We start from the raw sequence: 25,943 nt of genomic DNA on the forward strand, positions 1-25,943 counted from the left end.
CGTTACTCCTTCGCCTCGTGGCGGCCAAGGTGATAAGCCGCGACCAAGGCCGCGAGCAGCAGCAGCGAGGCTAGTTCCACCACCAGCAAATAGGGACCGAACAGCGCTACGCCAACTTCCTTGGGCCCAACGCCGATCAGCGCCAGCGGTGCATTGCTCGGTGCGGCGAACAGCGCCCAGAGCAGTTGCGCCAGCAACGCCGCAGAAAGTATCGATGGACCGATCCAGACCTTGGGTTTGAGCCAGGCGCGTTCCTGTTGGGCAACGGCTGGGCCCAGGTTGAGCATCATCACCACGAACACGAACAGCACCATGATGGCGCCGGCGTAAACGATGATTTCCAGCGCGCCGGCAAACGGCGCACCCAGGCTGAAGAAGCACATGGCTACCGCCAGCAGCGAAATGACGAGGTAGAGCAGGGCGTGTACCGGATTGCTGCCGCTGATCACCCGCAACGTGGAAACCACGGCGACTCCGGATGAGAAATAGAAGGCGAATTCCATCAGAAGCTCCTCGGGGACTGGAGGGCTAGAGGCTGAAGGCTGCACAAAAAGGCGGCGTTACTCGTCCAGCTTTCCGGCCTCCGGCGCTTTTCATCGAATGTTTCTCCAAGGCAATGCGAAGCACATCGAATCATGGCAACAACCCCTTGACGTTGATCGGCTCGGCTTCGCTTTGCGCAGCGCCTTTGGGCTTGCCTGCGATGGCCAGACCGGCGACGCGGTAGAAGTTGTAGTCCGGGTATTTGCCGGGTCCGGAGATCAGCAGATCTTCTTTTTCGTACACCAGGTTCTGCCGGTTGTACTCGCCCATTTCGAAGTCGGGCGTGAGTTGGATCGCCGTGGTCGGACAAGCCTCTTCGCATAGCCCGCAGAAAATGCAGCGCGAGAAATTGATGCGGAAGAATTCTGGATACCAGCGTCCATCTTCGGTTTCGGCCTTCTGCAACGAGATACAGCCGACCGGACAGGCCACCGCGCAAAGATTGCAGGCCACGCAGCGTTCTTCGCCGTCGGGATCGCGGGTCAGCACGATACGGCCGCGGTAGCGTGGCGGCAGATAGACCTGTTCTTCTGGATACTGCAGGGTGTCGCGCTTGCGGAATGCGTGGCTGAATACCATCGCCAGGCTGCGCAACTGGGTGTAGGTGCCATGCAGCACCTCGCCGATGTATCTGAACATTGTATTTCCTCCTTACTGGGCCGCGGCCAGCACGAGCGCGCCGGTCACCAGCAGGTTGATCAGGGTCAGCGGCAGGCAGAACTTCCAGCTGAAGGCCATCACCTGGTCATAACGCGGGCGCGGGATTGAGGCGCGCAGCAGAATGAACAGCATGATGAAAAAGCCAGTCTTGAGCGCGAACCAGACGAACGACAACCAGGGCAGCGCATCGAGGAAGGGGCCGTGCCAGCCGCCGAAGAACAGGGTGGTCAGCAGCGCGGAAACGAGCACGATGCCGATGTACTCGCCAACGAAGAACATGCCCCATTTCATCCCGGCATATTCGATGTGATAGCCGTCGGCGAGCTCCTGCTCGGCTTCAGGCTGGTCGAACGGATGACGGTGCGTAACCGCGACGCCGGCGATGAAGAACGTACAGAAGCCGAGAAACTGCGGAATGATGAACCACAGGTGCTGCTGCTGATACTCGACGATGTCGCGCATGTTGAACGAGCCGACCTGAGCGACGATGCCCATCAGCGACAGTCCCAGAAACACTTCGTAGGACACGGTTTGAGCCGAGGCGCGCAGACTGCCGAGCAGGGCGAACTTGTTGTTGCTCGACCAGCCGGCGAACAGCACGGCGTAAACCGTCAATCCGGCCATGGCGAAGAAGAACAGCAAGCCGATGTTGAGATCGGCGACGCCCCAGGTCGGTGTAACCGGCACCACGGCGAACGCGATCAGCAGCGAGCTCATCGCCACCACGGGCGCCAGGGTGAAGATGGCTCTATCAGCGAACGGCGGCGTCCAGTCTTCCTTGAAGAACATTTTCAGCATGTCCGCGGCTATCTGGAACATACCGAAGGGTCCGACCCGGTTTGGGCCATAACGATCCTGCCAAAGCCCAAGCAGGCGTCGTTCAACGAAACTCAGCAGCGCGCCGCAGACCACCACCACGAGTAAAATGACGACGGCTTTCAGGACCGCGATCAGTACGTCGATGAGTTCAGGAGTCAGCCAGTTCATAGCGTGGCCTCCTGCAACTCGGTTACTGACGTCTCTGCGGTGATTACCGGAATGCCCTCCAGGCCGACCGGCAGACCAACAAGGCCGACGGCCAGCTCGTCCAGGATGCGCAACGGCAGACGCAGGGCTTGGTCGTTTAAGTGCAACCCCAGCAGCGCACCTTCGTTGACCCCCAGACGGGCTGCCTCGGCGCTGTTCAGTGCCACGTAAGGCTGCGGAATGCGCGCTTGAATGGGAGCCGCACGTGACGACGTCTCTTCGCTACCGAACAGATGATGCAATGGCACTGCCTGCCAATGGCCCTTCATTGGAGCGAAAGCAGCGTTCGGGCTGAACCAGGGCAGGGACATGCCGCTTGCCACGATCAATCTCACGCCCGGATCGCCGGCCCGCAAGTGGCCGCCGACCTCGTCCTGAAATTTGTTCCAGGCTTGCGGCGAGTTCCAGCCTGGCGACCAGGCAAACGGAATCTGCTGACGGCTTTCCGCGGAACCCGAATAGCCTTCCATGGAAAAAGCAAAGGCCGAATCCTGATCCTGTGGCTGACGCGGTTCGCTTACGTTGATGTTGGCGCGCATGGCAGTGCGGCCGCTGTAGCGATGCGGTTCGCGCGCCAGTTTCAGGCCTTTGATACGGAACCCCGCTTTTGGCGCCGCGTCACGAATGCCAGCCAGCGCTGGAGTACTGGCCGCGCAGGCTTCGGTGACCTGGTCGAGCTGGGTCCAGTCGACGGGCTTGCCTTGCCGGGTCGCGTTCAGCGCGTGCAGCCAGCGCCAGCCTTCGCGAACAAGGTTTTCGCCATCGTAGTAACTCGGGTCGAAGACCTGGAAGAAACGCTGGGCACGCCCTTCCTGGCTGACCAGGGTGCCGTCGCCTTCGGCAAAGCTTGCAACCGGTAGCAGCAGATGCGCTTTTTTCGACGTTTCGGTCTGCTGATGATCAGCAACCACTACAAGCTTGGCGGCATTGAGGGCGGCGTCCACCGTGGACCGATTGGCGCGACGGTAAAGATCATTTTCCAGAACTATTACAGCGTCTGCCTGGCCTGAAGTCAGTGCCTGGAGCGCGGCATCCACGGATTTGTCGGCATGCTCTTCGCCCAACAGCAGGGCCAGCCCCATGCTGTTGGCTTCAGGTACCACTAGGCTGATGGAGGCGTTTTTCTCGCGATTCTTCAATGCCTGGGCGATATTTGCTGCCGCCTCGATCAAAGCCTTCGAACCGAGCGAAGCGCCGGACACGATCAGTGGGCGCTTGCCGGCCAGCAGGGCTTCGGCGATGCGCTCGGCCAGTTGAGCGGCTTCGGATTCAAGCCCGGCTACGGCAGGAGCGCTGGGGTCGATGGCATGTGCCACGGCGAAGCCTAGACGCGCCAGGTCTTGTGGCGCGGCCTGTACGCTTTCGGTCGCGACGTCGTCCAGGCGAGTAGCGCTGACGCTGGCAATGAACAATGGGCTGAGCGCGTTCTGAGCGACGTTCTGTACCGCAGCCTGATGCCACTCGGGGATTTTCGCCGCGGCTGCGATTTCGTTGGCCTTGCCCCTTACCGACTGGCGTAGAGCCAGGGCGATACGGGCGGCGGTCTGGGTCAGATCTTCGCCAAGTACGAAAATCGCGTCGTGCGCCTCGATGTCGCGCATCGATGGCGTAGGCAGCGGGCCGTTTTGCAGGATTGAGCGGACGAGCAGCAGATTTTCCAACTCGTCGGCAGCGATGCCGGAGTAGAAGTTTTCAGCACCGACCAGTTCTCGTAGGGCGTAATTGCTTTCCAGGCTTGCCCGCGGCGACCCGATGCCGATCGGCTTGCGGCTGGCTAACAGTGCGGCTGCCTGATCGAGGGCTGAATCCACGCCCATTTTCATTTTGCTTAAAACCATCATCGGCTGACGGGGGCGGTCCTTGCGATTGACGTAGCCGTAGCCGAAACGGCCGCGGTCGCAAAGGAAATAGTGGTTTACCTCGCCGTTGAAACGGTTCTCGATGCGGCGAATTTCGCCGTATCGCTCGCCGGGGCTGGTGTTGCAGCCAGACGAACAACCGTGGCAGATGCTCGGAGCGAACTGCATGTCCCATTTGCGGTTGTAACGTTCGGAATGGGTCTTGTCGGTGAATACGCCAGTTGGGCAGACCTCGGTGAGGTTGCCGGAGAATTCGCTTTCCAGCACACCGTCCTCGACCCGCCCGAAATAGACGTTGTCATGGGCGCCGAATACGCCGAGATCGGTGCCGCCAGCGTAATCCTTGTAGTAACGCACGCAACGGTAACAGGCGATGCAGCGGTTCATCTCATGCGCGATGAACGGGCCGAGCTCCTGGTTCTGGTGGGTGCGCTTGGTGAAGCGGTAACGGCGCTGGTTGTGGCCGGTCATTACCGTCATGTCCTGCAGGTGACAATGGCCACCTTCCTCACACACCGGGCAGTCGTGCGGGTGGTTGATCATCAGCCATTCGACGACGCTGGCGCGAAAGGCCTTGGCTTCCGCGTCGTCGATTGCGATCCAGCTGTTGTCGGTCGCTGGCGTCATGCAGGACATGACCAGGCGACCTCGGGTGTCGTTCTCGTCGTTGTATTGCTTTACCGCACACTGGCGGCAGGCGCCGACGCTGCCAAGCGCCGGATGCCAGCAAAAATAGGGAATGTCGAGACCGAGAGACAGGCAGGCCTGTAGCAGGTTGTCCGCTCCGTCGACATCGTAGGCTTTACCGTCTACGTGAATAGTGGCCATTTCTAAGTCTTCTCACCCGCCTGCGCGGGTCTGGCTAATAAAAAATCTTTCGCTGGAGGCGGAAGGCTTGAGGCTGGACGAGGTGGAGGCGCTTTTTCGTCCAGCGTTCAGCCTCCAGCGTCTTTTAACGGGTCAGGCCGGTTGAGATGTGGGCGTTGCCGCCGAAGTGACACCCGCCTCGAACTCATGTCGGAAATACTTCACCGCGCTGCCCAGCGGCTCTACCGCGCCAGGTGCATGGGCGCAGAAGGTTTTTCCGGGACCGAGAAAATCCACCAACTGCAGCAGTACATCAATGTCCTGCGGAGTGCCTTGGCCGCGCTCCAGAGCGCGGAGCAGCTTCACGCTCCAGGGCAGTCCGTCACGGCAGGGCGTACACCAGCCGCAGGATTCCCGAGCAAAGAATTCCTCCATGTTGCGAAGCAGGGAGACCATGTTGACCGAGTCATCCACTGCCAGCGCCAGGCCAGTCCCCATGCGGGTGCCGAACTTGGCAACGCCGCCCGCATACATCTGCGCCTCGAGGTGTTCGGGTAGGAGAAAGCCCGTCCCGGCGCCGCCGGGTTGCCAGCACTTGAGGCGATAGCCGTCGCGCATGCCGCCGGCATAATCCTCGAACAGTTCGCGTGCGCTGATGCCGAAGGGCAGCTCCCAGATTCCGGGATTCTTCACCTTGCCGGAAAAGCCCATCAGCTTGCTGCCCATGTCATCGCTGCCAGGACGTGCCAGGGATTTGTACCAGTCCACGCCGTTGCCGATGATCGCCGGCACGTTGCATAGGGTTTCGACGTTATTGACGCAGGTCGGCTTGCCCCAAACGCCAACGGCGGCGGGGAAGGGCGGTTTGGCCCGCGGATTGGCGCGACGGCCTTCCAGCGAGTTGATCAATGCGGTCTCTTCACCGCAGATGTAGCGACCGGCGCCGGTATGTACGATCAGCTCGAAGTCGAAGCCCGAGCCAAGGATGTTCTTACCCAACAGGCCGGCGGCCTTGGCTTCGTCGATGGCGCGATTGAGGCTGAGCGCTGCGTCGACGTACTCCCCCCGCAGGAAGATATAGCCGCGATAAGCCTTGAGCGCACGGGCAGAAATCAGCATGCCTTCGACCAGAAGGTGCGGCAGCTGCTCCATGAGCAAGCGGTCTTTCCAGGTGTTGGGTTCCATCTCATCCGCGTTGCACAGCAGATAGCGGATGTTCATGGACTCGTCTTTGGGCATCAGGCCCCACTTCACCCCGGTAGGAAAACCGGCACCGCCGCGGCCTTTGAGGCCGGAGTCCTTGACCGTCTGCACGATGTCGGCCTGCGCCATTTGGGCAAGCGCCTTACGCGCTGCGGCGTAGCCATTCTTCTGTTGGTATTCGTCGAGCCATACCGGCTGGCCGTCGTCGCGCAAACGCCAGGTCAGCGGATGGGTTTCTTCGTTACGCGCGATACGGTTGGCGGGACCGATGGACGGGAGTGGCTTCATGGGTAGGCCTCCAGCAGCGCAGCGACGCCATTGGCTTGGACATCGCCAAAGGTGTCGTCGTCGATCATCATCGCCGGGGCCTTATCGCAGTTGCCTAGGCAGCACACCGGGATCAGCGTGAAGCGGCCGTCGTCCGTAGTTTGCCCAGGAGCGATACCGAGCTGCTGCTCGATAGCGCCGAGCACCGACTCATGGCCGCCGATGAAGCAGGTCATGCTGTCGCAGACGCGGATGATGTGGCGGCCGACGGGCTGACGAAAGATCTGGCTATAAAAGGTCGCCACGCCTTCGACGTCGCTGGCGGGAATACCCAGGATTTCGCCGATGGCATCGGCGGCTCCGTCCGGCACCCAGCCACGCGCTTTCTGAACGATCTTCAGCGCCTCGATGGAAGCGGCGCGCGGGTCTTCGTAATGATGCATTTCGTGCTCGATGGCCGAGCGCTCGGTTTCGCTGAGGACGAAACGGTCAGTCTTGATCAAAGTGCTCATATCAGCGGTCCACGTCGGCCATGACGAAATCGATACTGCCCAGATAGGCGATGAGATCCGCGACCATGCTGCCGCGGATCACCGAAGGAATCTGCTGCAGATGCGGGAAGCTGGGCGTGCGGATGCGCGTGCGGTAGCTCATGGTGCTGCCGTCACTGGTCAGGTAATAGCTGTTGATGCCCTTGGTCGCCTCGATCATCTGGAAGCTCTCGTTGGCAGGCATTACCGGGCCCCAGGACACCTGCAGGAAGTGCGTGATCATGGTCTCGATATGTTGCAGGGTGCGCTCTTTCGGCGGTGGAGTGGTCAACGGGTGGTCGGCTTTGTAAGGACCTTCCGGCATGTGTTTGAGGCACTGCTCGATGATGCGCAGGCTCTCGCGCATCTCGCCCATCTTGACCATGCAGCGATCATAAGCATCGCCATTGACTGCCAGCGGCACCTCGAACTCGAAGTGCTGATAGCCCGAATAAGGGCGCGCTTTGCGCAAATCGAAGTCGAGGCCGGTAGCGCGCAGGCCGGCGCCGGTGACGCCCCATTCCAGCGCTTCTTTGGTGTTGTAGCTGGCGACGCCCTTGGTGCGGCCACGCAGGATGCTGTTTTTCAGCGCCGCTTTTTCGTATTCCTTCAGGCGCTTGGGCATCCAGTCGAGGAACTCGCGAACCAGCTTGTCCCAGCCACGCGGCAAGTCGTGCGCAACGCCGCCGATGCGATACCAAGCTGGATGCATGCGGAAGCCGGTGATGGCCTCGATTACCTGATAGGCGCGTTGACGGTCGGTGAAGGTGAAGAACACCGGCGTCATGGCACCGACGTCCTGGATATAGGTACCCAGATACAGCAGGTGGTTCTGGATGCGGAAGAACTCGGCCATCATCACACGGATGAAGTCGACCCGATCCGGCACGGTGATCCCAGCCAGCTTTTCCACCGCCAGCACATAGGGCAGGTTGTTCATCACCCCGCCGAGATAGTCGATGCGGTCGGTGTAAGGGATGAAGCTGTGCCAGCTTTGCCGCTCGGCCATTTTTTCGGCGCCACGGTGGTGATAGCCGATCTCGGGCACGCAATCGACGATTTCCTCGCCGTCGAGCTGGAGGATGATGCGAAAAGCGCCATGGGCCGAGGGATGGTTCGGGCCGAGGTTGAGGAACATATAGTCCTCGTGCTCGCTGCCGCGCTTCATGCCCCAGTCTTCTGGTTTGAAGCGCAAGGCTTCCTGCTCCAGATCCTGCTTGGCGGCGGTGAGGCTGTAGGGGTCGAACTCAGTGGCGCGCGCGGGGTAGTCCTTGCGCAGCGGGTGGCCTTCCCAGGTGGGCGGCATCAGCATGCGGTGCAGAAACGGGTGACCGGTAAAGGTGATCCCGTACATGTCCCAGACTTCGCGCTCATACCAGTTGGCGTTCGGCCAGATGCTAGTGGATGTCGGCAGATTCAGGTCGCCTTCCGACAGCGCTACCTTGATCATCACGTCGCTGTTCCGTTCCAGCGACATCAGGTGATAGAACACACTGAAGTCGGCGGCGGGCAATCCTTGGCGATGGGTGCGCAGGCGCTCATCGACGCCATGCAGGTCGTACAGCATGACGTACGGCTTGCTCACCTGGCGCAGAAAGCCAAGCACCTCGATCAGCTTGTCGCGTGGCACCCAGAGTACCGGCATGCCGGTGCGGGTCGGCTGGATGACGAAGGTTTCGGCGCCGAAGCGCGCGTTCAGTTCGACGACGATATTCTGGTCGTCAGCCTGGTAAGGCGGAATATACAGAGCGCTGTCTGCAGTCATGATTTCGGTCGCTCTCGGTCAACGTGGGGGCGTGAAGGGGCCTTGCAAAGCAATGCAAGGCAATCACACGTCGTCGGGGCTGCGCAGGTTGGTAACCTGGATGCGCTGTTCGCGTCGCTGTTCTTTCTGTGAGGGCATTTCGGCGCGATAGACGCCTTGATCACCCACGACCCAAGAAAGCGGTCGACGCTCCTTGCCGATGGATTCCTGCAGCAACATCAGGCCTTGCAGAAACGCCTCGGGGCGGGGCGGGCAGCCGGGTATGTACACGTCCACGGGCAGAAACTTGTCTACCCCCTGAACGACCGAATAGATGTCGTACATACCACCGGAGTTGGCGCAGGAACCCATGGAAATGACCCATTTGGGTTCCAGCATTTGTTCGTACAGGCGCTGGATGATCGGCGCCATCTTGATGAAGCAGGTTCCGGCGATAACCATGAAATCGGCCTGGCGCGGCGAGGCTCGAATGACCTCGGCACCGAAGCGGGCAACGTCATGGGGTGCGGTGAAGGCGGTCGTCATCTCCACGTAGCAGCAGGACAAGCCGAAGTTGTAAGGCCACAGGGAATTCTTGCGCCCCCAGTTGACCGCACCGTTCAGCACGTCTTCCAGCTTGCCCATGTAGATGTTGCGATGAACCTGTCCTTCTAGCGGGTCGGCAACAGTCTCCTGCTTGCCGATCGGATAACGGTCATTGACCGCATCCGGATCGATCCGGGTGAGTTTGTATTGCATGGATAAAGCCTCATTGTTTTGGCTTCGCCTGTCGCATGCGACGAGAGGAGGGCGCCCAATCGAGCGCACCCACCCGCCATAGGTAGACAAGACCCACCAACAGAATTGCTATGAATACGGTAGCTTCAATGAGGCCCGCCCAGCCGCTTTCGCGCACCGATACGGCCCAGGCAAAGAGATATAGGGCTTCAACGTCGAAGATCACGAACAGCATCGCGACCAGATAGAATTTTGCGGAAAGACGCAGCCGGGCGCCGCCAGTGGGCACGATTCCGGACTCGAAAGGCTCGTTCTTGCTGCGCCCCCACGCCTTGCTGCCAAGCAGGCTGGAAACGCCGAGCATAAAGGCACACAGCCCCACGACTCCAAGAAGAAATACTGCGAAGCCCCAATGATGAGGCGAAGATAGGTCAAACATGCCGGGCTCCTTAGCGGAACGGCTTATTGCAAGTTCGCGACTGCGGCGATGCGTCGCGGTTTTCGATGGCCGAAGATTCTATGCCTATCGGAATGGTAAGTATATGTTTCTGAGAAATTCTACCGGCAGGGATACAACCTGGCGACGCCCGGTAGGGTTTAGCCCATTCGCAACAGTAGATCGCTCTTGGTTTCGCTGTTGCTGGCGTCGCGTATATCTGCCCTCGCGCGGGAATGCGGGTCTTGGAGAAGTAAGCGATGTTGGTGCTGGTAGTGCAGGGAAGTTCAGGCGACGCTGTGTTGCACCACCGTTGCTTCGAGTAGCGACGTGGACGCTTGCCTTGCAACTTCACCAATTACCAGAATGGCCGGGCTTTTCAGCTGAAACGACGTAGCGTCGTCACACATGGCGCCGAGGTCCGAGCGGCATTCGCGCTGCTGCGGCAGGGAAGCGCTTTCGATCATCGCGACCGGGGTCCTTGCTGGCAGGCCGCCTTCGATCAGACCTGCCTGTACCTGGTGCAGGCTGCTCACGCCCATATACACCACCAGCGTCGTGCCGGTTTTAGCCAGGGCGTGCCATTCGGGACTGCTGCCATCGAGGGTATGCGCGGTGATCAGCGTCACGCCACGCGCAACACCGCGTTGAGTCAGCGATATGCCGCACTGCGTGGCGCCTGCCAGCCCAGCGGTGATGCCGTTGACCATTTCGACTTCGACGCCGCGCGCGGCGAGCCACTCGGCTTCCTCACCGCCACGGCCGAAGATGCAGGGATCGCCGCCTTTCAGACGCACCACGCACTTACCCTGACGCGCATAGCGCAACATCAGACGATGAATGAACGCCTGCGGTGTGGAGCGGCAGCCGCCGCGCTTGCCCACAGGAATCACGCGCGCATGTGGGCTGTGTTCGAGCACGGCGGGATTGACCAGATCGTCGATCAGCACCACCTGCGCCTCGCCCATAGCTCGCACGGCCTTGAGGGTCAGCAGTTCCGGATCGCCAGGGCCTGCGCCCACCAGCCAGACTTTTGCGCTCATGTTCCACCTCTCGTACTGCTTTGATCGCTCAGCAGCGATGCGTTTCTGTAGAGTTGCCCGTTACCTTGCGCAGCTTCACGCGACTGCTGGTTGCTTCATCAGTAACCGCTTGATCTCCGGCACACATGAGCCGCAGCTGGTGCCGCAACCCAGCTCGTTTTTCAGGCCGTTCAGATCGAGACCGCGTTCAATGCCGGCGCAAACCGCGTTCTCGCTGACATTCATGCAGTTGCAGAGGGTTTTGCTGGTACGCATGTCGCTGCCTCCCGGTGGTTTGCTCAGCGGCGCCAGCAGCCAGCGGCGCAGTGCCTGATCGGCCTTGCCGTCCTGCCAGAGTTGCTGCAGCCAATCGCGCGCCGCGGTTTCGCCGGACAGGCTCAGGGCGACGATGCGGCCATCTTCAATCCGTACTCGCTTACCGACCGCACGACGTGGATCGTCGTAGGCCAGCACCGGGCCGTCATCGAGTCCCAGGAGCTGTGCTAGCTGCGTCATTTGCGCCGCGGTCGGCGCTTCATTGCTGGCTGCGCGGATGACCAGGGCGGAGTGCTCACGGCCGGTGAGGCTGAAGCTGGCGTAGGCGAAACCGTCGAACAACGGACGCAGGGCCTCGAAGCGCTTTTGCACCGAGCCTTCGGCTAGAGCGAAGAACTGCCAGGGCAATTCGGCCTTTTCCACCTCGATACCGGCGTGTTTCAGTTCCGGCTGCTTCGATAGCGGATCGAACGCGGGCAGGGTGAGGACATTAACCCCCAGTCCCTTGAGGAAGCGGTCGCCCCAGTGCATCGGCATGAATGCCTGGCCGATCCGCAGGCCGTCATCCTTTTGCACCGGCAGCAGCAAGCTGCCGCGACGGCTATTGATCCGGACTAGTTCGCCGTCCAGCAGGCCACGGCAGCGCATGTCGTCTGCATTCATGCTGAGCACGGCCTCTTTCACGTGACCGAACAGGCGCGCGGCGGTGCCGGTGCGGCTCATGCCATGCCAGTGATCGCGCAGACGTCCGGTGTTCAGCGTGAGCGGAAAGCGCGTTTCGCGTTGCTCCTTCGGTGCCTGGTACGGCTCGGCAAGAAAACGCGCGCGGCCGCTTTCGGTAGGAAATACGCCGTTACCGTAGAGCCGCGTTGTGCCCGATTGACTGCCGGCAGGGAAGGGCCACTGCTGTGGCCCGAGTTGGTCGATCAGCGCGTGACTGAGGCCGGAAAGGTCCAGGTCACGGTCGCCAGTGAGCATCTTGTATTCGTCGAACAACGCCGTCGGCGCGTCGAAAGTGAATAGGCTGGGGCGGCCGGGTCGTAGATGCCGCTCGAGCCTTCGAGCGAAATCGCAGGTGATCGACCAGTCGGCACGTGCCTCGCCCGGTGCGGGAATGGCGCGCCGCACATGGCTGACGCGGCGCTCGGAATTGGTCACTGTGCCTTCCTTTTCGCCCCAGCTGGCGGCGGGCAGCAGCAGGTCGGCGTAGCGACAGGTCTCGGTGGTGAAAAATGCTTCCTGGACGACCACGAAAGGACAGATTGCCAGTGCTTCGTGGATTTTCTGTTGATCCGGCATCGATTGCGCAGGATTGGTGCAGGCGATCCACAGGGCCTTGATCTTGCCGCTGCGCACCGCGTCGAACAGTTCAATGGCCGACAGGCCCGGCGTCGCCGGCAACTGCTCGACTCCCCAGTAAGCGGCGACTTCGGCGCGATGCTCTGCGTTGCCGGCGTCGCGATGGCCGGGCAACAGGTTGGACAGGCTGCCGGTTTCGCGGCCGCCCATGGCGTTCGGTTGGCCGGTGAGCGAGAAGGGCCCGGCGCCGGGCTTGCCAATCTGACCGGTCGCCAGATGCAAGTTGATCAGCGCGCTGTTCTTGGCGCTGCCAGCGGTGGACTGGTTCACGCCCATGCACCACAGCGACAGAAATCTCGGCGCTCCAGACCGATCGAGAGCGACTGCGCTCTCACTCGCTCTGGGTTCACCAATCAAGCGAGCGCAGGTCTGCAGATCCTCGATGCTGATGCCGCATAGCGCCGCCGTCGTGGTCGGGTTGTAGCCACGCGCAAGTTGCTTCAGCTCGTCCAGGCCTTCGGTATGGGCGTCGATGAAATCCTGGTCGATCCGGCCAGCTTCGAGAAGGATGTGCAGGATGCCGTGGAACAATGCGACATCGGTGCCCGGCAGGATCGCCAGGTGCAGATCGGCCAGTTCACAGGTGTCGGTGCGCCGTGGGTCGACGACAATGACTTTCATCTCCGGGCGCTTCGCCTTGGCTTCTTCCAGGCGGCGGAACAGCACCGGATGAGCGTAGGCCATGTTGCTGCCGACGATCAGCACGCAGTCGCTCTGTTCGATGTCTTCGTAGCTGCAGGGCGGGGCGTCGGCACCGAGGCTGCGTTTGTAGCCGACCACGGCGGACGACATACACAGGCGCGAGTTCGAGTCGATATTGTTGGTACCGACCAATGCTCGGGCGAGCTTGTTGAATGCGTAGTAATCCTCGGTCAGCAACTGGCCGGAAATGTAGAACGCGACGCTGTCGGGACCATGTTCGGCAATGGTGTCGGCGAACACATTAGCGGCGTGCTCGAGCGCGCTGTCCCAGTCGGTACGGGTGCGCGCCAGCTGCTTGCCCAGGCGCAGCTCAGGGTAAAGCGCACGGGCATCGAGGTCGCCGGTCAGGTGCAAGGTCGAGCCCTTGCTGCATAGCTTGCCGAAATTGGCCGGATGACTCGGGTCGCCGACTACATTGAGGATCTCCTGGCCGTCGTGCTCGATCAGCACGCCACAGCCGACGCCGCAATAGCAGCAGGTGGACGCGGTTGTCTGGCGCATGGCTTTGTTTCCTCAGATTGGCGTGTCGGGTTGCAACTGCTTACAGATGGGCCGGTTGGAGAGCCATAGACTCGCCAAGACCAGCTGCACCTAAGCCGGCAGCGCCGAACATCAGATGGTCACGGATTCGGCTGACGTTCTGGCTCTCGCTAACCTGGCGGAAATACCAGCCGCCGTCGGCGGTGTCGCCGTAGAGGCAGGCGCCGACCAGAACGTCGTCTTTGATCACCAGCTTCTTGTAGACGCCGCTGATGGGGTCGGAAAGGGTGATGGTCTCGGTGCCTTCACCGCCCATGAAATCGCCAGCGGAGAACAGGTCGATGCCGGTGACCTTTAGCTTGGTCGAGGTCACCGAGCCCAGATAGCGTGAGAAGCCGAGCATCGCCAGGTGGTTGGCACAGACCTTGGCCTGCTCGAACAGCGGCGCGACCAGTCCGTAGGCGGTGCCTCGGTGGTTGGCGCACTCGCCGACCGCATAGATTCGCGGATCGAATGTCTGCAGCGTGTCGTTAACCAGAATGCCTCGGCGACAAGGGATGCCGGCTGCTTCCGCCAATTGGCTGTTGGGGCTGATGCCTGCCGCCATGACCACCAGATCAGCCGGAATTACCTCGTCATCGGCAAAGCGCACGGCGACTACCTGACCCTGGTTATTGCCGATCAGCTCAGACGTCTGCTTCCTCAGCCTGAAGTTCAGGCCGCGCGCCTCGAGCGCACCTTGCAGCAGATGCCCGGCGGTCTTGTCGAGTTGCCGCTCCATGGGCCATTCGCCGAGATGCACCACCGTGACGTCCATACCGCGCAGCTTCAGCCCGTTGGCGGCTTCCAGCCCAAGCAGACCTCCGCCGATCACCACCGCGTGGCTGTGAGTCCGGGCGGCTTCCATCATGGCCTGAGTGTCAGCGATATCGCGGTAACCGATCACGCCTTCCAGTTGATTGCCAGGAATCGGCAGGATGAACGGGCTCGAGCCGGTGGCGATAAGGAGTCGGTCGTACTCGGCTTCGCTGCCATCTTCAGCAATGACTCGACGTCTGAGCCGGTCAATCTGCGTCACTTTGCGATTGAGCATCAAATGGATGTCGTGGCCGGTGTACCAATCCAGATCGTTGAGGACGATCTCATCGAAAGCCTGTTCACCAGCCAGCACGGGCGAAAGCAGAATGCGGTTGTAGTTGGGATGGGGTTCGGCGCCGAATACGGTGATGTCATAGAGCTCGGGGGCGAGTTTGAGCAATTCCTCCAAGGTACGTACCCCGGCCATGCCATTGCCTATCATCACGAGCTTGAGCTTCTTCATACGAGTCTCCGCGTCGAGCCAGTGGCCAGTCACGCCTGGCTGTAGAAAATTTCCAACAAAAAAAGGCGTCCCACTGGTCTCCCAGTGAGGACGCCTTTGTCCTGTATTTGCTTGCAGCCTGACCTTCTCCGTTGAAGGTCGTGCTTTATGTTGAGTTTGTCTTTGCAGGGGATATGCCAATTCCGATCCTGCCGGAATTCAAGGGCTTGAAGCCTTGTGATGAGGGCGCTACGGCCTTTTCATGCACTCATATGATGCGGCTCGCGCATCGCTGGTGCAGAGCCTCGTAGGTGCGAGGACCTTTTTTCATTGACAGTGGCCGCCGGGCTTTCCTATTGTTTTGCCCATGCGCCGATTTAGTCAGCTACTTGCGGGGCGCCTGGAGCCGAAAGCTTCGAAATACCGCTAAAGCGCTGGTTCGGTGTCGCCTCCCACCGCTGCCCAGCGGAATCCTTGAGGCGGAATTTCCAGCATGAATGCACCACTGCGCACCCCTATCCGTCTGGCCCCGATCACCAGTGGGTTTGTCCGGAGCAATCCGAAAATTCTTCTTGGCGGCAATCATCAGCCATCGCTGTTGCGTTACCTCGACGGTTGGCCGAAGCGCTGGGTAAGACCTCGGGCCTTTCTCGTCCAGTTCACTGGCGCCGATGAATCACTTGCCCATTTCGCTGCGGACAGCTTCGATCTCGCTGTTGTCCAGGCGCCAACTGCCGAGCGTCTCGATGAGTGCGTGCGTGAATTGACGCGTGTGGCGCGCCAGGGACTGATCGTTCGGCGCTGAGGCAGCCAAGATCAGCGCCACGGTTGCAGACTGGATTGCACAGGCAATGCCCGCGCCGCCGATGGCGACTATCCCCCTTTGCCCAGCCAGGCCAGAAGTCCCAGGTTCAGCAGCAGCGATATCAACGCCAGGGTTCGCCAGACCTTCAAGGGTTCGCGTTCGAGTAGCGGCCGTAGCGGTGTACCGACGGCCAGCCGCTCGCCCTGTTCCAACGTCAACAACCACTCCTCCGCCGTCTCGAATCGCTGCTTCGGATCGACCGCAACGGCGCGCCTGAGCATCTCATCCAGCCACGCCGGCAAATCGGGGCGATAGCGGCTGGCCGGCACCGGACTGCCAAAACGGGGACGCTGGAAGGCTTCCACTTCGCCGTAGGGATAGTGGCCAGTGAGCAGGTAATAGAGCGTAACCCCGGCTGCATAAAGATCCTGCTCGCGACTCGGCTGGGCCCCGGCGAAGGCTTCCGGTGCGATGTAACTCGGGGTTCCGGGCAGGCTGTGCGGTTGGTCCTGCGACAAGCCGGGGCAGTGCGCCAGACCGAAATCCAGCAGCCGCAGCTCGCCGTTGTCGTCCAGATGAAGGTTTTCCGGTTTTATGTCGCGATGCAGGATGTTGCGCCGATGCAGCGTGCCCAGTGCGCGGACCAGGCGTGGCGCCAGTTGCACCCATTCGGCCAGCTCCAACGGCCCTTGTCGGCGGAAATGTTCGGCAAGGGTGGCGCCGTGGTATTCGCGCTGGACGTAATAAAGATGCTGGCGCTGCGGCAAACCGTGGGTCTCAGGGAAATGCCTGCCGGCGACCCGACGCAGAAACCATTCTTCCTGAAGCAGTGCCGGTCCGGCCTCGGGTTCGTCATGTCGGCTGGGTGGCAGCGTCTTTAACAGCCAGGGCTGGGCGTGCTGATCGCGGACACGGTAGATCATCGACTGCCGCGATTCAGCCAGCAGCGCATCGACGATCCAGCTCTCGAACATCTGCCCCGGACGCAGCCTGGGCGGCAGCGGCCAGTCGCTCAGTTGTGCGAGAGAATCGGCCAGTGCCGCGTTGGGTAGCTCCTCGACGCGTAACAACAAGGCGCTGGCGTTATCCTGGCTTCCAGTCTGATGGGCGAGATTGACCAGAGTTTGCGCGGCGTTTGAGAGGTCCGCCTGGTCGCGGAGTACGTTCTGAATATCGCCTTCGGTGATGCTTGCCCAGACGCCATCGCTGAGCAACAGAAAGCAGTCGCCGAGATGCAGCTCACCATCCAGATAATCCACCACCAAATGCTGATCCAGCCCCATGGCACGCTTGAGCACGTGCTGCATATTTGGCTGTTCCCAGACGTGGTCTTCGCTCAGCCGCTGCAGATTCCCGTGGTGCCAGCGGTAGGCTCGGCAATCACCGACATGCGCAAGCGTGAAGCGACGACCACGTAACACCAACGCCGTCAGCGTGGTCAGCAATGGCTGCCCGCCGCCGTTGGCCTGCAGCCAGCGGTTGTGCGCAACCAAAAGCCGATCGAGGGACTGCGCGACCGTCCAGGTTTCCGGTGTGGCGTAGTAATCGGTGGCCAATGCCTGCAGCGTAGCGCGTGCCGCGAGGCCGCCATCGGCGCATTGGCTGACGCCGTCGGCGATGGCAAACAGTGCACCCTTGCTCGCCGCGAGCCCCGGTGTCGGCGTGACGATGCGCAACGCGTCCTGATTATCAGCGCGTGGACCGGTTGCGGTGGCTTCGCCGAATGACAGCTGTAAAGGCATAAACGGGCTCCTGGCTACAGCAATTGCTAAACACACTGCACTGTTTACTGCTCTTAGCCTGAAGCCTGAAGCCTGAAGCCTGAAGCCTGAAGCCTGAAGCCTGAAGCCTGAAGCGCCTGCCGCTGCCTTTAAACCCGTGCAGCAGTCATTGCAGCCGAGCCCCAGGTAGTCCTCCAGCGCCGCTTGACGCCATAGAGACCGAACCAGGCCAGCGCACCCAGGCTGGCGAACAGCCAGAGGCCCAGCTGATAGTCGCCAGTGGTCTGTTTGACGGCGCCCAGACCTGCGGTCAGCAGGAAGCCACCGATGCCGCCCGCCATGCCGACCAGTCCGGTCATTACGCCGATTTCCTTGTTGAAGCGCTGCGGCACCAATTGGAACACCGCACCGTTGCCGGCACCGAGGCTGAGCATGGCGACGACGAACAAGGCCAATGCGGCCGTAGAACTCGGCAGGTTGAAGCCAACGATGAACAGGCAGACGGCCGCGACTGTGTACATCACCAGCAGCGAACGGATGCCGCCGATACGGTCTGCCAGCGCGCCGCCCAGTGGACGCAACAAGCTCCCGGCGAACACGCAGGCGGCGGTGTAATAGCCGGCTTTGACCGGGTCGAAGGCGTACTGGTCATGAAAGTAGCCGGGCAGGGTGCTGGCCAGGCCGAGGAAGCCGCCAAAGGTCACGCTGTAGAAAAACATGAACCACCAGCTGTCGCGATCGCCCAGCGCTTTCATGTAATCAGCGAAGGACTTGGGCGCCGGACGGTTGGGTGCGTTCTTGGCCAGGCTGGCGAAGATGATCAGCGTCAGTACCAGCGGGATCAGCGCCAGGCCGAAGACGTTGCTCCAGCCGAACATCGTTGCCAGCACCGGTGCGAACAGCGCGGCGAGCACAGTGCCGGAGTTACCCGCACCGGCGATGCCCATCGCTTTGCCCTGATGCTGCGGTGGATACCACTGCGAGGCCAGGGGCAGTGCAACCGCGAAGGAAGCGCCGGCCATGCCGAGAAACAGGCCGAGCAGCAATGCGTGTTCATAGCTGTGGATGCCATTCAACCAAGCCACGAATAGCGCGGCGATAACTATGATTTGGCCGAAAAGCCCGGCTGTCTTTGGCGAGGTACGGTCGGCCAGCATGCCTAACACCAGACGCAGGACAGCTCCGGAAAGAATGGGCGTGGCGACCATAAAGGCACGCTGTTGAGTGGTCAGGCCGAGGTCAGCCGCGATCTGTACGCCCATGGGGCCGAGCACGTACCAGACCATGAAACTCAGGTCGAAGTAGAGAAAGGCGGAGAACAGCGTCGGCGTATGGCCGGATTTCCAGAAACTCGTATTCATCGAACACCTCACTAGACAAGGGCAACCGACGCGCCGAAGCGGACGACGGAGAATGCGATGGACGCGAACCGATTCGGTGTGCGTCGCGTGAAGCTGTTGCGAGCCGCTGGGTCGTTGCCGCTCGCGCCCCGGTCCTTGGGGCAAAAAAAAGCGCCGCGAAACCACCGTCATCTCTAACGGGGCAACGCGACGCCTTTGTCATGTCTGTGAGCAACCGCCTTTGGCTACCTGGCTTGCCTTAAGCAGAAGCTGTGCCAAGCCCGCCGATCTACAAGTTTCGAGGACTGCAAGTTAGCAAAGGGGGTTCGAGCAGATAAGAAGCGCGCACCTTTGGTGCGCTGTGCTTCGAACTAGGGCGCATCAGCCGATGCGATTGACCTTGGGAAATTTCGCCTCGAACTCGGCAGGCATCGGCACGACCTTGGTATCCAGATAGTTGTAGAAAACGAAACCTGATTTGGCCATGGCGATCAGCGTGCCGTCGACGGGGCGGGTGATGCGAAAGGTGATATCGCCGCCGTACCGGTTGAAATCCATTACCCCGACTTCGAACAGCAGCATGTCGCGCGCATGGGCCTCGGCTTTATAGGTGGTGGCCAGATCGGTGACGATGATGCCGCTTCCGCCCTTGCGGGACTCGGCGATGCCATAGGCGAACAGGAAGCGCGCCCGGGCTTCGGAAATCATCGAGATCATCGAATCGTTTGCCAAATGGTTAGCGGCATTGATATCGGTGATGCGTACGGTCAGTTGGGTGGTGAAGCAGAACTGGTCTTCGGGAAACTGCAGGGTCAGGCGGGCCATGGTGCTTCTCGTTGGATGAATGCTGGGTACCGAGCGCGAGGCGCGGATGCGAACGGACGCGAATTGTACGCGCCCGCGCACGGTCCAAGCTGTATCCGGCCCGCTGATGCCTGCTGCCTGGAATCAAGCGATGCTTTGGCGAATGCCCAGCAAGCGCTCGTCGATGATCGGCGTGATCAACGCATAGCACTCGGCCGGCGCCAGGTTGACCCGCGGCGCACTAATGAGGTTGCGCTCCAGATGTTCGATGAGGTTGCCCAAGGTGTTGCCACCGATAGGGTCGGCGAGGCGTTGGCACAGATAGCGCATCTGAATTTGCATATCCAGCGGGCACTTTTCGAAGTTGGCTGCGCGTACTGCCAGCCCGCGCAGTCGTCCCAGATCTTCCAGTGCGCGGCACGCTTCCCACATGCCGGTCACCTGTGGATTGCCCTGGAAGGCCAGGCGCAGCTCCAGCACGTGAATGCTTTCGAGCAGTTGCTCGATGAGGATGCAGTGCGGTTCGAATTCTGCCGGGTTCTGCTTGATCTGCTGCCACAGCGCGCGCATGGCGGGGCGGTTTTCCTCACCTTTCCATTTCTGCCAGAGCCGGTCGAGACGGCTCGCGACTTCCCGCCGTTGCGCCGCGGCTGCGGCATCGGGTTGGCCGCCGAGGCCGCGATGCTTCTGCGCGAACTGCAGCACTTCCAGCGCCTGTTGCAGCGCCTGAACATCGGTTGCGCTGACGCGTTTGCGATGTCGGTCGGCAGCGATGTGGCTGAGGTAGTTGCCAAACAGGACCAAGCACGCGGCCAGAGTCAGTGCGATCGATACTTCCATGGTCAGGCTTCCGTACGGCTGAGACGGGTGAGGTAGAGGGTCAGGCTGTGCAGTTCTTCAGCCTGGGTGCGTTGGCGCTCGACGCCGGTTTCGACGTGCTCGAGCTGGCTGCGGAGCAGGCGGTTGCCTTCTCGCTGCTCCTCGAGCGCGGTTTGCAGATGATCGAGTTCGGCCAGGCTCTGTTGGCTTCGCCGCGCCAACTGATCGAGTTCGGTCGCCAGCGCGCTGCTCAGCTCGCCGCTTTGCTCGAGCAATTGCTGATGTTGAACGACCTCAACTTCGACGCTGCGAACCGCGTGGCCTATCGTAGCGACGACGCGGGTGATCTCCTGGGCGGCGCGGTCGCTGGTCAGCGCCAACTGGCGGACCTCGTCGGCGACCACGGCGAAGCCGCGACCGTGTTCACCCGCCCGCGCTGCTTCGATGGAGGCATTGAGGGCCAGCAGCTGAGTCTGTTTGGCCACGTTCTGGATGCTCAGCGCGGCGTTGCCGACGGCAGCGGTGTCCTGCAGCAGCTGGCCGACCGCATCGGAGGTGCGCTGCATGCTCGAGCGCACTTCGGTCATGGTGTGGCTGACGGCCGATGCACTGTCTCGACCGGCCTGGCCTTCTCTATGGGTTTCGGCAAAGGCGTGCATGGCTTGCTGTCCCAGCGTCTCGACTCGCTCCAGGTTTTCGCTCAGCGCCTCGCTGGCTTCGCTGATTGCCAGGACCCGCTGGCCCTGGTCGATGCTGCTGTGCTCGGCGGTCCCTGCCATGCGCTCCAAGGCATCGCTGGCAAACTGCACTTCACTGCGCAAACGTTCGCTGCGCAGTGAACGGGCGCCAAAGGCCGCGACCAGATCTTCGCGGGGCTCGCTGAGCCCTAGTTGCTGGCCAAGCCGTGATAGCAAGTGATCGCTATGGCGCTGGCTCGCGCGGCGTTTGCGCTGTTGGGTGAGTTGCAGGCCTGCGGCGATGCAGCCTAGAGCCAGCGCCAGCAACTGTTGCTGCCAGAGCGCCGCGATACAAGCTGATGCCCATGCCGCGAGCAGCAGCCAGTCCAGCTGCGGGTTCAGGTCGATAGCGGCCTTTCGTGATTCAGTCGGGCGCGTGCCGCTCGATACTCTTTCCATGTTCATGTTCCTTCTTTTGGTTGCCTTCCTGGTCCGCTATCAAGCCGCCGGTCGCTGCTGACGCTGATAAAGAAACTCCAGGACCTGCGCCCGGTAGGCGTGGTACTGCGCGTCGTGGGCCAGTGCCATGCGGTCCCGCGGACGTTGGAGCTCGGTCCGAAGGATCTCGCCGATGGTCGCGGACGGGCCGTTGGTCATCATTACGATGCGGTCGGAGAGCAACACGGCCTCGTCGACGTCGTGGGTGATCATGATCACGGTGTTGCCGAGGTCGGCGTGGATCTCCATCAGCGAGTCCTGAAGGTGCGCCCGAGTCAGTGCGTCGAGGGCGCCGAAGGGCTCGTCCATCAGTAGCACCTTCGGCTGCATAGCCAGCGCACGGGCAATGCCGATGCGTTGCTTCATGCCGCCGGAAATCTCGCTGGGGCGCTTGTCGCGGGCGTGGGTCATGTGCACCAGGTCGAGGTTGTGCTCGATCCAGTCGCGCATCTCGCGTCCGTTTTTCTGGCCCTTGAACACCTGGCGCACCGCCAGCTCGACGTTCTCGTAGCAGGACAGCCACGGCAGCAGGCTGTGGTTCTGGAACACCACGGCGCGGTCCGGGCCGGGCTCGTTGACCTCGCGGCCGTCGAGGATCACGCCGCCGGTCGTGGCCTGATACAGCCCCGCAACGATGTTCAGCACCGTCGACTTGCCGCAGCCGGAGTGGCCGATCAGCGAGACGAATTCGCCCTTGGCAATGCGCAGGTTGACGTTCTGCAGCGCGCAGTAGAGTCCCTTGTCGGTGGGGAAGCTGATGCCGACGCTGGTGAGTTCGAGATGGGTATTGTTCATCGTAATTTCCTCAGCGCAGGTCTGCGTTCTTGTCCCAGCTCACGCGGCGCTGGAGCATCAGCATGATGCGATCCAGGGCGAAGCCGATCAGGCCGATGACGATCACCGCGACCATGATTCGGCCGAGCGAGTTGGAGCTGCCGTTCTGGAACTCGTCCCAGATGAATTTTCCCAGGCCGGGGTTCTGCGCCAGCATTTCCGCGGCGATCAGCACCATCCAGCCGGTCGCGAGCGACAAACGCAGGCCGGTGAAGATCATCGGGATTGCGGCAGGCAGGACGATGCGGCGCACATGGCTGAGCGGCGACAGGCGCAACACGCGGCTGGCGTTTTGCAAGTCCTTGTCGAGGTTGGCGACGCCGACGGTGGTGTTGATCACGGTCGGCCACAGGCAGCACAGCGCCACAGTCAGCGCCGAAGTGACGAAGGATTTGGCCATTAGCGGGTCTTCGCTGACGTACACGGCGCTGACCACCATGGTCACCAGCGGCAGCCAGGCCAGCGGCGACACGGGCTTGAAGATCTGGATCAGCGGGTTTACGGCGCTGTACACCGGCTTGCTTAGCCCGCAGACGATACCCAGCGGCACCGCGATCAGCGAGGCGATGGCGAAGCCGGTCATGACTGTGTAGAGGCTGGTAAAGATCTGCTCGAAGAAGGTCGGCTTGCCGGTGTAGGGGCGAATCTTCATCTCGGCATCGGGATTCTTCGCCAGCTTTGCGGCGTTGCGTTCTTCCTGGCGTTGGTAGAAGGCCTCGGCTTTCTCCCGCGACTGGAGATGCGCATCGACCAGTCCGTTGAACTGCTCGGCGACCTGGCTGGGGCCGGGAAACTGCCCGAGGCTGGTCTGGATGTTGGTCGCCACGAGCTGCCAGAACAGCAGGAAGGCGAGGATGCCCACCAGCGGCATGATCACTTGCGGCAGCCAGCGCTTGAGCCGGGCCTGACGGCCAGCTTCGAGGGTTGCCTTGATGTTTCTTGCGACGGCAGGGTTGCTCATCGGCATGTCCTCTCCGGGTATCGGGAGCCGCAACGGCTCCCATGGGCGGTATCAGAGCGTGGTATCGCCTTTCAGGCCGATCGCGAACTGTTCGAGGTAGGCGTTGGGCGTGTGGCCGTCGTAGGTGATGCCATCGATGGTGTCGGCCAGCGGCTCGCGGAAGCCGTCTTCGTCGGCCGGGGGGAAGTCCTCAACGGCGAGCAGGCCGTCGGCGATCAGCTCGGCGGCGGCCTCGCGGTAGATATCCGGGCGGTAGACCTGCTTGGCCATGTCCAGATACCAACTGTCCGGCTTGGCTTCGGCGATCTGGCCCCAGCGGCGCATCTGCGTCAGGTACCAGATCGCATCGGAGTAATAGGGGTAGGTGGCGTGGTAGCGGAAGAACACGTTGAAGTCCGGCACCTCGCGCTTGTCGCCTTTCTCGAACTCGAAGGTGCCGGTCATGGAGTTGGCGATCACCTTGGCATCGGCACCGACATACTCGGGGCGAGAGAGAATTTCTACCGCTTCCTGGCGATTGGCATTGTTGTCTTCGTCAAGCCACTTGCCGGCGCGGATCAGCGCCTTGACCAGGCGCTTGTGGGTTTCCGGATTCGCTTCGGCCCAGGCCTTGGAGACGCCGAAAACCTTTTCCGACATGTTCTTGCGGATCGCATAGTCAGCCACCACCGGCACGCCGATGCCCTTGAACACCGCCTGTTGGTTCCACGGCTCGCCCACGCTGTAGCCATGGATGGTGCCGGCTTCCATGGTCGAGGGCATTTGCGGCGGCGGGGTGACCGAGAGCAACGCCTGGGCGTCGATCTGCCCGCTGATGTCGCCTTTGTTCGGCGCGTAGTAGCCGGGGTGAATACCGCCAGCGGCGAGCCAGTAGCGCAGCTCGTAGTTATGGGTGGAGACCGGGAAGACCATGCCCAGGTTGAATGACTTGCCACTGGCGTTGAGTTGCTCGATCACCGGCTTCAGCGCGTCGGCCTTGATCGGATGCTGAGGCTTGCCGTCGACCATGGGCACCTGGGGTTTCATCTGCTCCCAGATGGCGTTGGACATGGTGATGGCGTTGCCGTTGAGGTCCATGGTGAAGGCGGTGATGATCTCGGCCTTGGTGCCGAAGCCGATGGTGGCGCCGATCGGTTGGCCGGAGAGCATGTGTGCACCGTCCAGCTCGCCATCGATCACTCGGTCCAAAAGCACCTTCCAGTTGGCCTGGGCTTCGAGCGTGACGTAGAGCCCTTCGTCTTCGAAAAAGCCCTTCTCGTAGGCGATCGCCAGGGGGGCCATGTCGGTGAGCTTGATGAAGCCGAGTTTGAGCTCTTCCTTTTCCGGTTCGGCAGCCCAGGCGGCCAGCGGTGCCAGCTGCAGCAGGGCGGCGCAGCCAATGCTGGCGACCATCGTTTTCAGCAGCGTACGGCGAGTCTTGCGCATGATTTATCCCTCAATCGCGAAACGAAAAAAAGGCGCAACGGACGCCCCTCTGCATAAGCAGAGCGAGCACCGTTGACGCCTTTGTCAATTCGTCCCGATCACCGCCGTTGGCGACCCGAAGACGTGGTATGGGAAGAATTGCAAGGCGCTTGCCAACCTTGCAGACGCGGCGGAGCTAACGCTGCTGAAACTGAAAAAATCTAATTATTACAGTTAGTTAAGGGATTTATTGAGTCGTTGGTGAACGTGATTCAGCGTGGATCTGCATGCGCCGTCGGCGCGGCGGCGCGATTCGCGTGCGACCGTTGCACCGTTTGGCTCTGTTTTGGTTCGTTTCGATAGGCAGGGTGAGGCGATGCCAAAATTAATAATTGAGGCTCGATTCAATGGGGGGCGGGAATGGGCGAGTGGCGAACAAGTCGCCCCTGCAGGTCGGGCGCCAGGTAATAGATTGGACCGGTAGCGATCAATCGCGTTATGGCTGAATTTATCCGGCCAAGGGGCGAACGAGGCCAGTGCTGCGAATCACTGACCCAGCAGGTCATTCATCGCAATGATCTGTTCGGCGACCTGGATCAGCTTCTGCTGGCGACTCATGGCCTGGCGGCGCATGAGTGTATAGGCCTCTTCCTCGTTGCAGCTGCGCATCTTCATCAGCATGCCCTTGGCCAGTTCGATGCGCTTGCGTTCGAGCAGTTGCTGGTCGCGTGCGTGCAGTTGCGCACGGATCGCCTGGTCGCTTTCGAAGCGTGCCATGGCTACGTCGAGGATCGGCTTCAGGCGTTGGGCCTGGATGCCTTCGACGATGTAGGCGCTGACGCCGGCGCGGATCGCCTGACGCATGGCGTCGGGATTGTTGTCATCGGTGAACATGATAATAGGGCGCGGCTGATCGCGGCTGACCATGACGACCTGTTCCATCACGTCGCGGCCGGGGGAGTCGGTATCGATCAGCACCACGTCGGGGCGTATGGACTCAACCCGCTCGGGCAAGTCGATAGTCAGGCCGGATTCTTCTATCACCTCGAAACCAGCTTCGATCAGAGCGGCGCGCAGGCGGCCGACTTTGCGTGGGGTATCGTCGATCAGGAGAACGCGAAGCATGGC

General features: G+C 61.4%; 21 protein-coding genes and 1 pseudogene. 1 reads left to right on the top strand and 21 read right to left on the bottom strand.

Annotation, left to right across the window (positions count from 1 at the left end; genetic code table 11):
- Positions 1-2: 2 nt before the first annotated feature.
- The 12 genes and pseudogenes from nuoJ to AC2LD7_RS10675 all read right to left on the bottom strand — a co-directional run.
- On the bottom strand, positions 3-503 hold the full coding sequence (gene nuoJ / locus AC2LD7_RS10620) for an NADH-quinone oxidoreductase subunit J (RefSeq protein WP_484597705.1): 501 nt from the start codon (positions 501-503) through the stop codon (positions 3-5).
- Positions 504-633: 130 nt separating this feature from the next.
- Positions 634-1,182, bottom strand: coding sequence for an NADH-quinone oxidoreductase subunit NuoI (nuoI, locus tag AC2LD7_RS10625; RefSeq protein WP_484597706.1), 549 nt, complete (start codon positions 1,180-1,182; stop codon positions 634-636).
- 12 nt (positions 1,183-1,194) lie between these two features.
- Complete coding sequence (gene nuoH / locus AC2LD7_RS10630; protein WP_484597707.1) at positions 1,195-2,190, bottom strand: NADH-quinone oxidoreductase subunit NuoH; 996 nt, start codon at positions 2,188-2,190, stop codon at positions 1,195-1,197.
- Entirely contained in the window at positions 2,187-4,916 is a 2,730-nt protein-coding gene (gene nuoG, locus AC2LD7_RS10635; protein ID WP_484597708.1) for an NADH-quinone oxidoreductase subunit NuoG, read from the bottom strand. The genes nuoH and nuoG overlap by 4 nt, the downstream gene beginning before the upstream one ends.
- Before the next feature lie 132 nt (positions 4,917-5,048).
- Positions 5,049-6,386 carry an NADH-quinone oxidoreductase subunit NuoF gene (gene nuoF / locus AC2LD7_RS10640; protein ID WP_484597709.1) on the bottom strand — a complete coding sequence of 446 codons (1,338 nt, stop codon included), beginning with the start codon at positions 6,384-6,386 and terminating at the stop codon, positions 5,049-5,051.
- Positions 6,383-6,877 carry an NADH-quinone oxidoreductase subunit NuoE gene (gene nuoE / locus AC2LD7_RS10645; protein WP_484597710.1) on the bottom strand — a complete coding sequence of 165 codons (495 nt, stop codon included), beginning with the start codon at positions 6,875-6,877 and terminating at the stop codon, positions 6,383-6,385. The genes nuoF and nuoE overlap by 4 nt, the downstream gene beginning before the upstream one ends.
- A 1-nt stretch (position 6,878) precedes the next feature.
- The gene (gene nuoC, locus AC2LD7_RS10650) at positions 6,879-8,660 is read right to left on the bottom strand and encodes an NADH-quinone oxidoreductase subunit C/D (RefSeq protein WP_484597711.1); all 1,782 of its coding nucleotides are present in this window, start codon (positions 8,658-8,660) and stop codon (positions 6,879-6,881) included.
- A 63-nt stretch (positions 8,661-8,723) separates the two neighbouring features.
- Positions 8,724-9,398: a NuoB/complex I 20 kDa subunit family protein gene (locus AC2LD7_RS10655; protein WP_484597712.1), complete on the bottom strand. Its 675-nt coding sequence runs from the start codon at positions 9,396-9,398 to the stop codon at positions 8,724-8,726.
- A gap of 10 nt (positions 9,399-9,408) precedes the next feature.
- Positions 9,409-9,816, bottom strand: a complete 408-nt coding sequence (locus tag AC2LD7_RS10660; RefSeq protein WP_484597713.1) for an NADH-quinone oxidoreductase subunit A — start codon at positions 9,814-9,816, stop codon at positions 9,409-9,411.
- Positions 9,817-10,100: 284 nt separating this feature from the next.
- The gene (gene cobA, locus AC2LD7_RS10665) at positions 10,101-10,856 is read right to left on the bottom strand and encodes a uroporphyrinogen-III C-methyltransferase (RefSeq protein ID WP_484597714.1); all 756 of its coding nucleotides are present in this window, start codon (positions 10,854-10,856) and stop codon (positions 10,101-10,103) included.
- A gap of 75 nt (positions 10,857-10,931) precedes the next feature.
- Complete coding sequence (locus AC2LD7_RS10670; RefSeq protein WP_484597715.1) at positions 10,932-13,673, bottom strand: nitrate reductase; 2,742 nt, start codon at positions 13,671-13,673, stop codon at positions 10,932-10,934.
- Positions 13,674-13,752: 79 nt separating this feature from the next.
- A pseudogene (locus AC2LD7_RS10675) lies at positions 13,753-14,973 on the bottom strand (NAD(P)/FAD-dependent oxidoreductase); the annotation flags it as partial.
- Positions 14,974-15,445: 472 nt separating this feature from the next.
- Between AC2LD7_RS10675 and AC2LD7_RS10680 the strand changes: the two are divergent.
- Positions 15,446-15,757 (top strand): class I SAM-dependent methyltransferase, encoded by a 312-nt coding sequence (locus tag AC2LD7_RS10680; protein ID WP_484597716.1) that lies wholly within the window; start codon positions 15,446-15,448, stop codon positions 15,755-15,757.
- Between the two features lie 68 nt (positions 15,758-15,825).
- Here AC2LD7_RS10680 and AC2LD7_RS10685 read toward each other — a convergent pair whose 3' ends face one another.
- The 9 genes from AC2LD7_RS10685 to AC2LD7_RS10725 form a co-directional block, all read right to left on the bottom strand.
- Complete coding sequence (locus AC2LD7_RS10685; RefSeq protein WP_484597717.1) at positions 15,826-17,499, bottom strand: bifunctional protein-serine/threonine kinase/phosphatase; 1,674 nt, start codon at positions 17,497-17,499, stop codon at positions 15,826-15,828.
- Positions 17,500-17,627: 128 nt separating this feature from the next.
- A complete protein-coding gene (locus AC2LD7_RS10690) occupies positions 17,628-18,839 on the bottom strand; it encodes a nitrate/nitrite transporter (RefSeq protein WP_484597718.1) in 1,212 nt (403 codons plus the stop codon).
- Between the two features lie 360 nt (positions 18,840-19,199).
- The gene (locus AC2LD7_RS10695) at positions 19,200-19,643 is read right to left on the bottom strand and encodes a thioesterase family protein (RefSeq protein WP_484597719.1); all 444 of its coding nucleotides are present in this window, start codon (positions 19,641-19,643) and stop codon (positions 19,200-19,202) included.
- A 123-nt stretch (positions 19,644-19,766) separates the two neighbouring features.
- Positions 19,767-20,462 carry a hypothetical protein gene (locus AC2LD7_RS10700; RefSeq protein ID WP_484597720.1) on the bottom strand — a complete coding sequence of 232 codons (696 nt, stop codon included), beginning with the start codon at positions 20,460-20,462 and terminating at the stop codon, positions 19,767-19,769.
- Between the two features lie 2 nt (positions 20,463-20,464).
- Entirely contained in the window at positions 20,465-21,577 is a 1,113-nt protein-coding gene (locus tag AC2LD7_RS10705) for a methyl-accepting chemotaxis protein (RefSeq protein ID WP_484597721.1), read from the bottom strand.
- Positions 21,578-21,616: 39 nt separating this feature from the next.
- Positions 21,617-22,411, bottom strand: coding sequence for an ABC transporter ATP-binding protein (locus AC2LD7_RS10710; protein WP_484597722.1), 795 nt, complete (start codon positions 22,409-22,411; stop codon positions 21,617-21,619).
- A gap of 10 nt (positions 22,412-22,421) precedes the next feature.
- On the bottom strand, positions 22,422-23,411 hold the full coding sequence (locus AC2LD7_RS10715) for an ABC transporter permease (RefSeq protein ID WP_484597723.1): 990 nt from the start codon (positions 23,409-23,411) through the stop codon (positions 22,422-22,424).
- A gap of 51 nt (positions 23,412-23,462) precedes the next feature.
- Positions 23,463-24,836 carry a CmpA/NrtA family ABC transporter substrate-binding protein gene (locus tag AC2LD7_RS10720; protein ID WP_484597724.1) on the bottom strand — a complete coding sequence of 458 codons (1,374 nt, stop codon included), beginning with the start codon at positions 24,834-24,836 and terminating at the stop codon, positions 23,463-23,465.
- Between the two features lie 525 nt (positions 24,837-25,361).
- Positions 25,362-25,940 (bottom strand): ANTAR domain-containing response regulator, encoded by a 579-nt coding sequence (locus AC2LD7_RS10725; RefSeq protein ID WP_484597725.1) that lies wholly within the window; start codon positions 25,938-25,940, stop codon positions 25,362-25,364.
- Positions 25,941-25,943 lie beyond the last annotated feature (3 nt).

This window comes from Stutzerimonas sp. (assembly GCF_982611455.1).

Coding starts and splice junctions, on each gene's coding strand:
- nuoJ (WP_484597705.1), bottom strand. CDS start 503: ATGGAATTCGCCTTCTATTTCTCATCCGGAGTCGCCGTGGTTTCCACG.
- nuoI (WP_484597706.1), bottom strand. CDS start 1,182: ATGTTCAGATACATCGGCGAGGTGCTGCATGGCACCTACACCCAGTTG.
- nuoH (WP_484597707.1), bottom strand. CDS start 2,190: ATGAACTGGCTGACTCCTGAACTCATCGACGTACTGATCGCGGTCCTG.
- nuoG (WP_484597708.1), bottom strand. CDS start 4,916: ATGGCCACTATTCACGTAGACGGTAAAGCCTACGATGTCGACGGAGCG.
- nuoF (WP_484597709.1), bottom strand. CDS start 6,386: ATGAAGCCACTCCCGTCCATCGGTCCCGCCAACCGTATCGCGCGTAAC.
- nuoE (WP_484597710.1), bottom strand. CDS start 6,877: ATGAGCACTTTGATCAAGACTGACCGTTTCGTCCTCAGCGAAACCGAG.
- nuoC (WP_484597711.1), bottom strand. CDS start 8,660: ATGACTGCAGACAGCGCTCTGTATATTCCGCCTTACCAGGCTGACGAC.
- AC2LD7_RS10655 (WP_484597712.1), bottom strand. CDS start 9,398: ATGCAATACAAACTCACCCGGATCGATCCGGATGCGGTCAATGACCGT.
- AC2LD7_RS10660 (WP_484597713.1), bottom strand. CDS start 9,816: ATGTTTGACCTATCTTCGCCTCATCATTGGGGCTTCGCAGTATTTCTT.
- cobA (WP_484597714.1), bottom strand. CDS start 10,856: ATGAGCGCAAAAGTCTGGCTGGTGGGCGCAGGCCCTGGCGATCCGGAA.
- AC2LD7_RS10670 (WP_484597715.1), bottom strand. CDS start 13,673: ATGCGCCAGACAACCGCGTCCACCTGCTGCTATTGCGGCGTCGGCTGT.
- AC2LD7_RS10680 (WP_484597716.1), top strand. CDS start 15,446: ATGAATGCACCACTGCGCACCCCTATCCGTCTGGCCCCGATCACCAGT.
- AC2LD7_RS10685 (WP_484597717.1), bottom strand. CDS start 17,499: ATGCCTTTACAGCTGTCATTCGGCGAAGCCACCGCAACCGGTCCACGC.
- AC2LD7_RS10690 (WP_484597718.1), bottom strand. CDS start 18,839: ATGAATACGAGTTTCTGGAAATCCGGCCATACGCCGACGCTGTTCTCC.
- AC2LD7_RS10695 (WP_484597719.1), bottom strand. CDS start 19,643: ATGGCCCGCCTGACCCTGCAGTTTCCCGAAGACCAGTTCTGCTTCACC.
- AC2LD7_RS10700 (WP_484597720.1), bottom strand. CDS start 20,462: ATGGAAGTATCGATCGCACTGACTCTGGCCGCGTGCTTGGTCCTGTTT.
- AC2LD7_RS10705 (WP_484597721.1), bottom strand. CDS start 21,577: ATGGAAAGAGTATCGAGCGGCACGCGCCCGACTGAATCACGAAAGGCC.
- AC2LD7_RS10710 (WP_484597722.1), bottom strand. CDS start 22,411: ATGAACAATACCCATCTCGAACTCACCAGCGTCGGCATCAGCTTCCCC.
- AC2LD7_RS10715 (WP_484597723.1), bottom strand. CDS start 23,411: ATGAGCAACCCTGCCGTCGCAAGAAACATCAAGGCAACCCTCGAAGCT.
- AC2LD7_RS10720 (WP_484597724.1), bottom strand. CDS start 24,836: ATGCGCAAGACTCGCCGTACGCTGCTGAAAACGATGGTCGCCAGCATT.
- AC2LD7_RS10725 (WP_484597725.1), bottom strand. CDS start 25,940: ATGCTTCGCGTTCTCCTGATCGACGATACCCCACGCAAAGTCGGCCGC.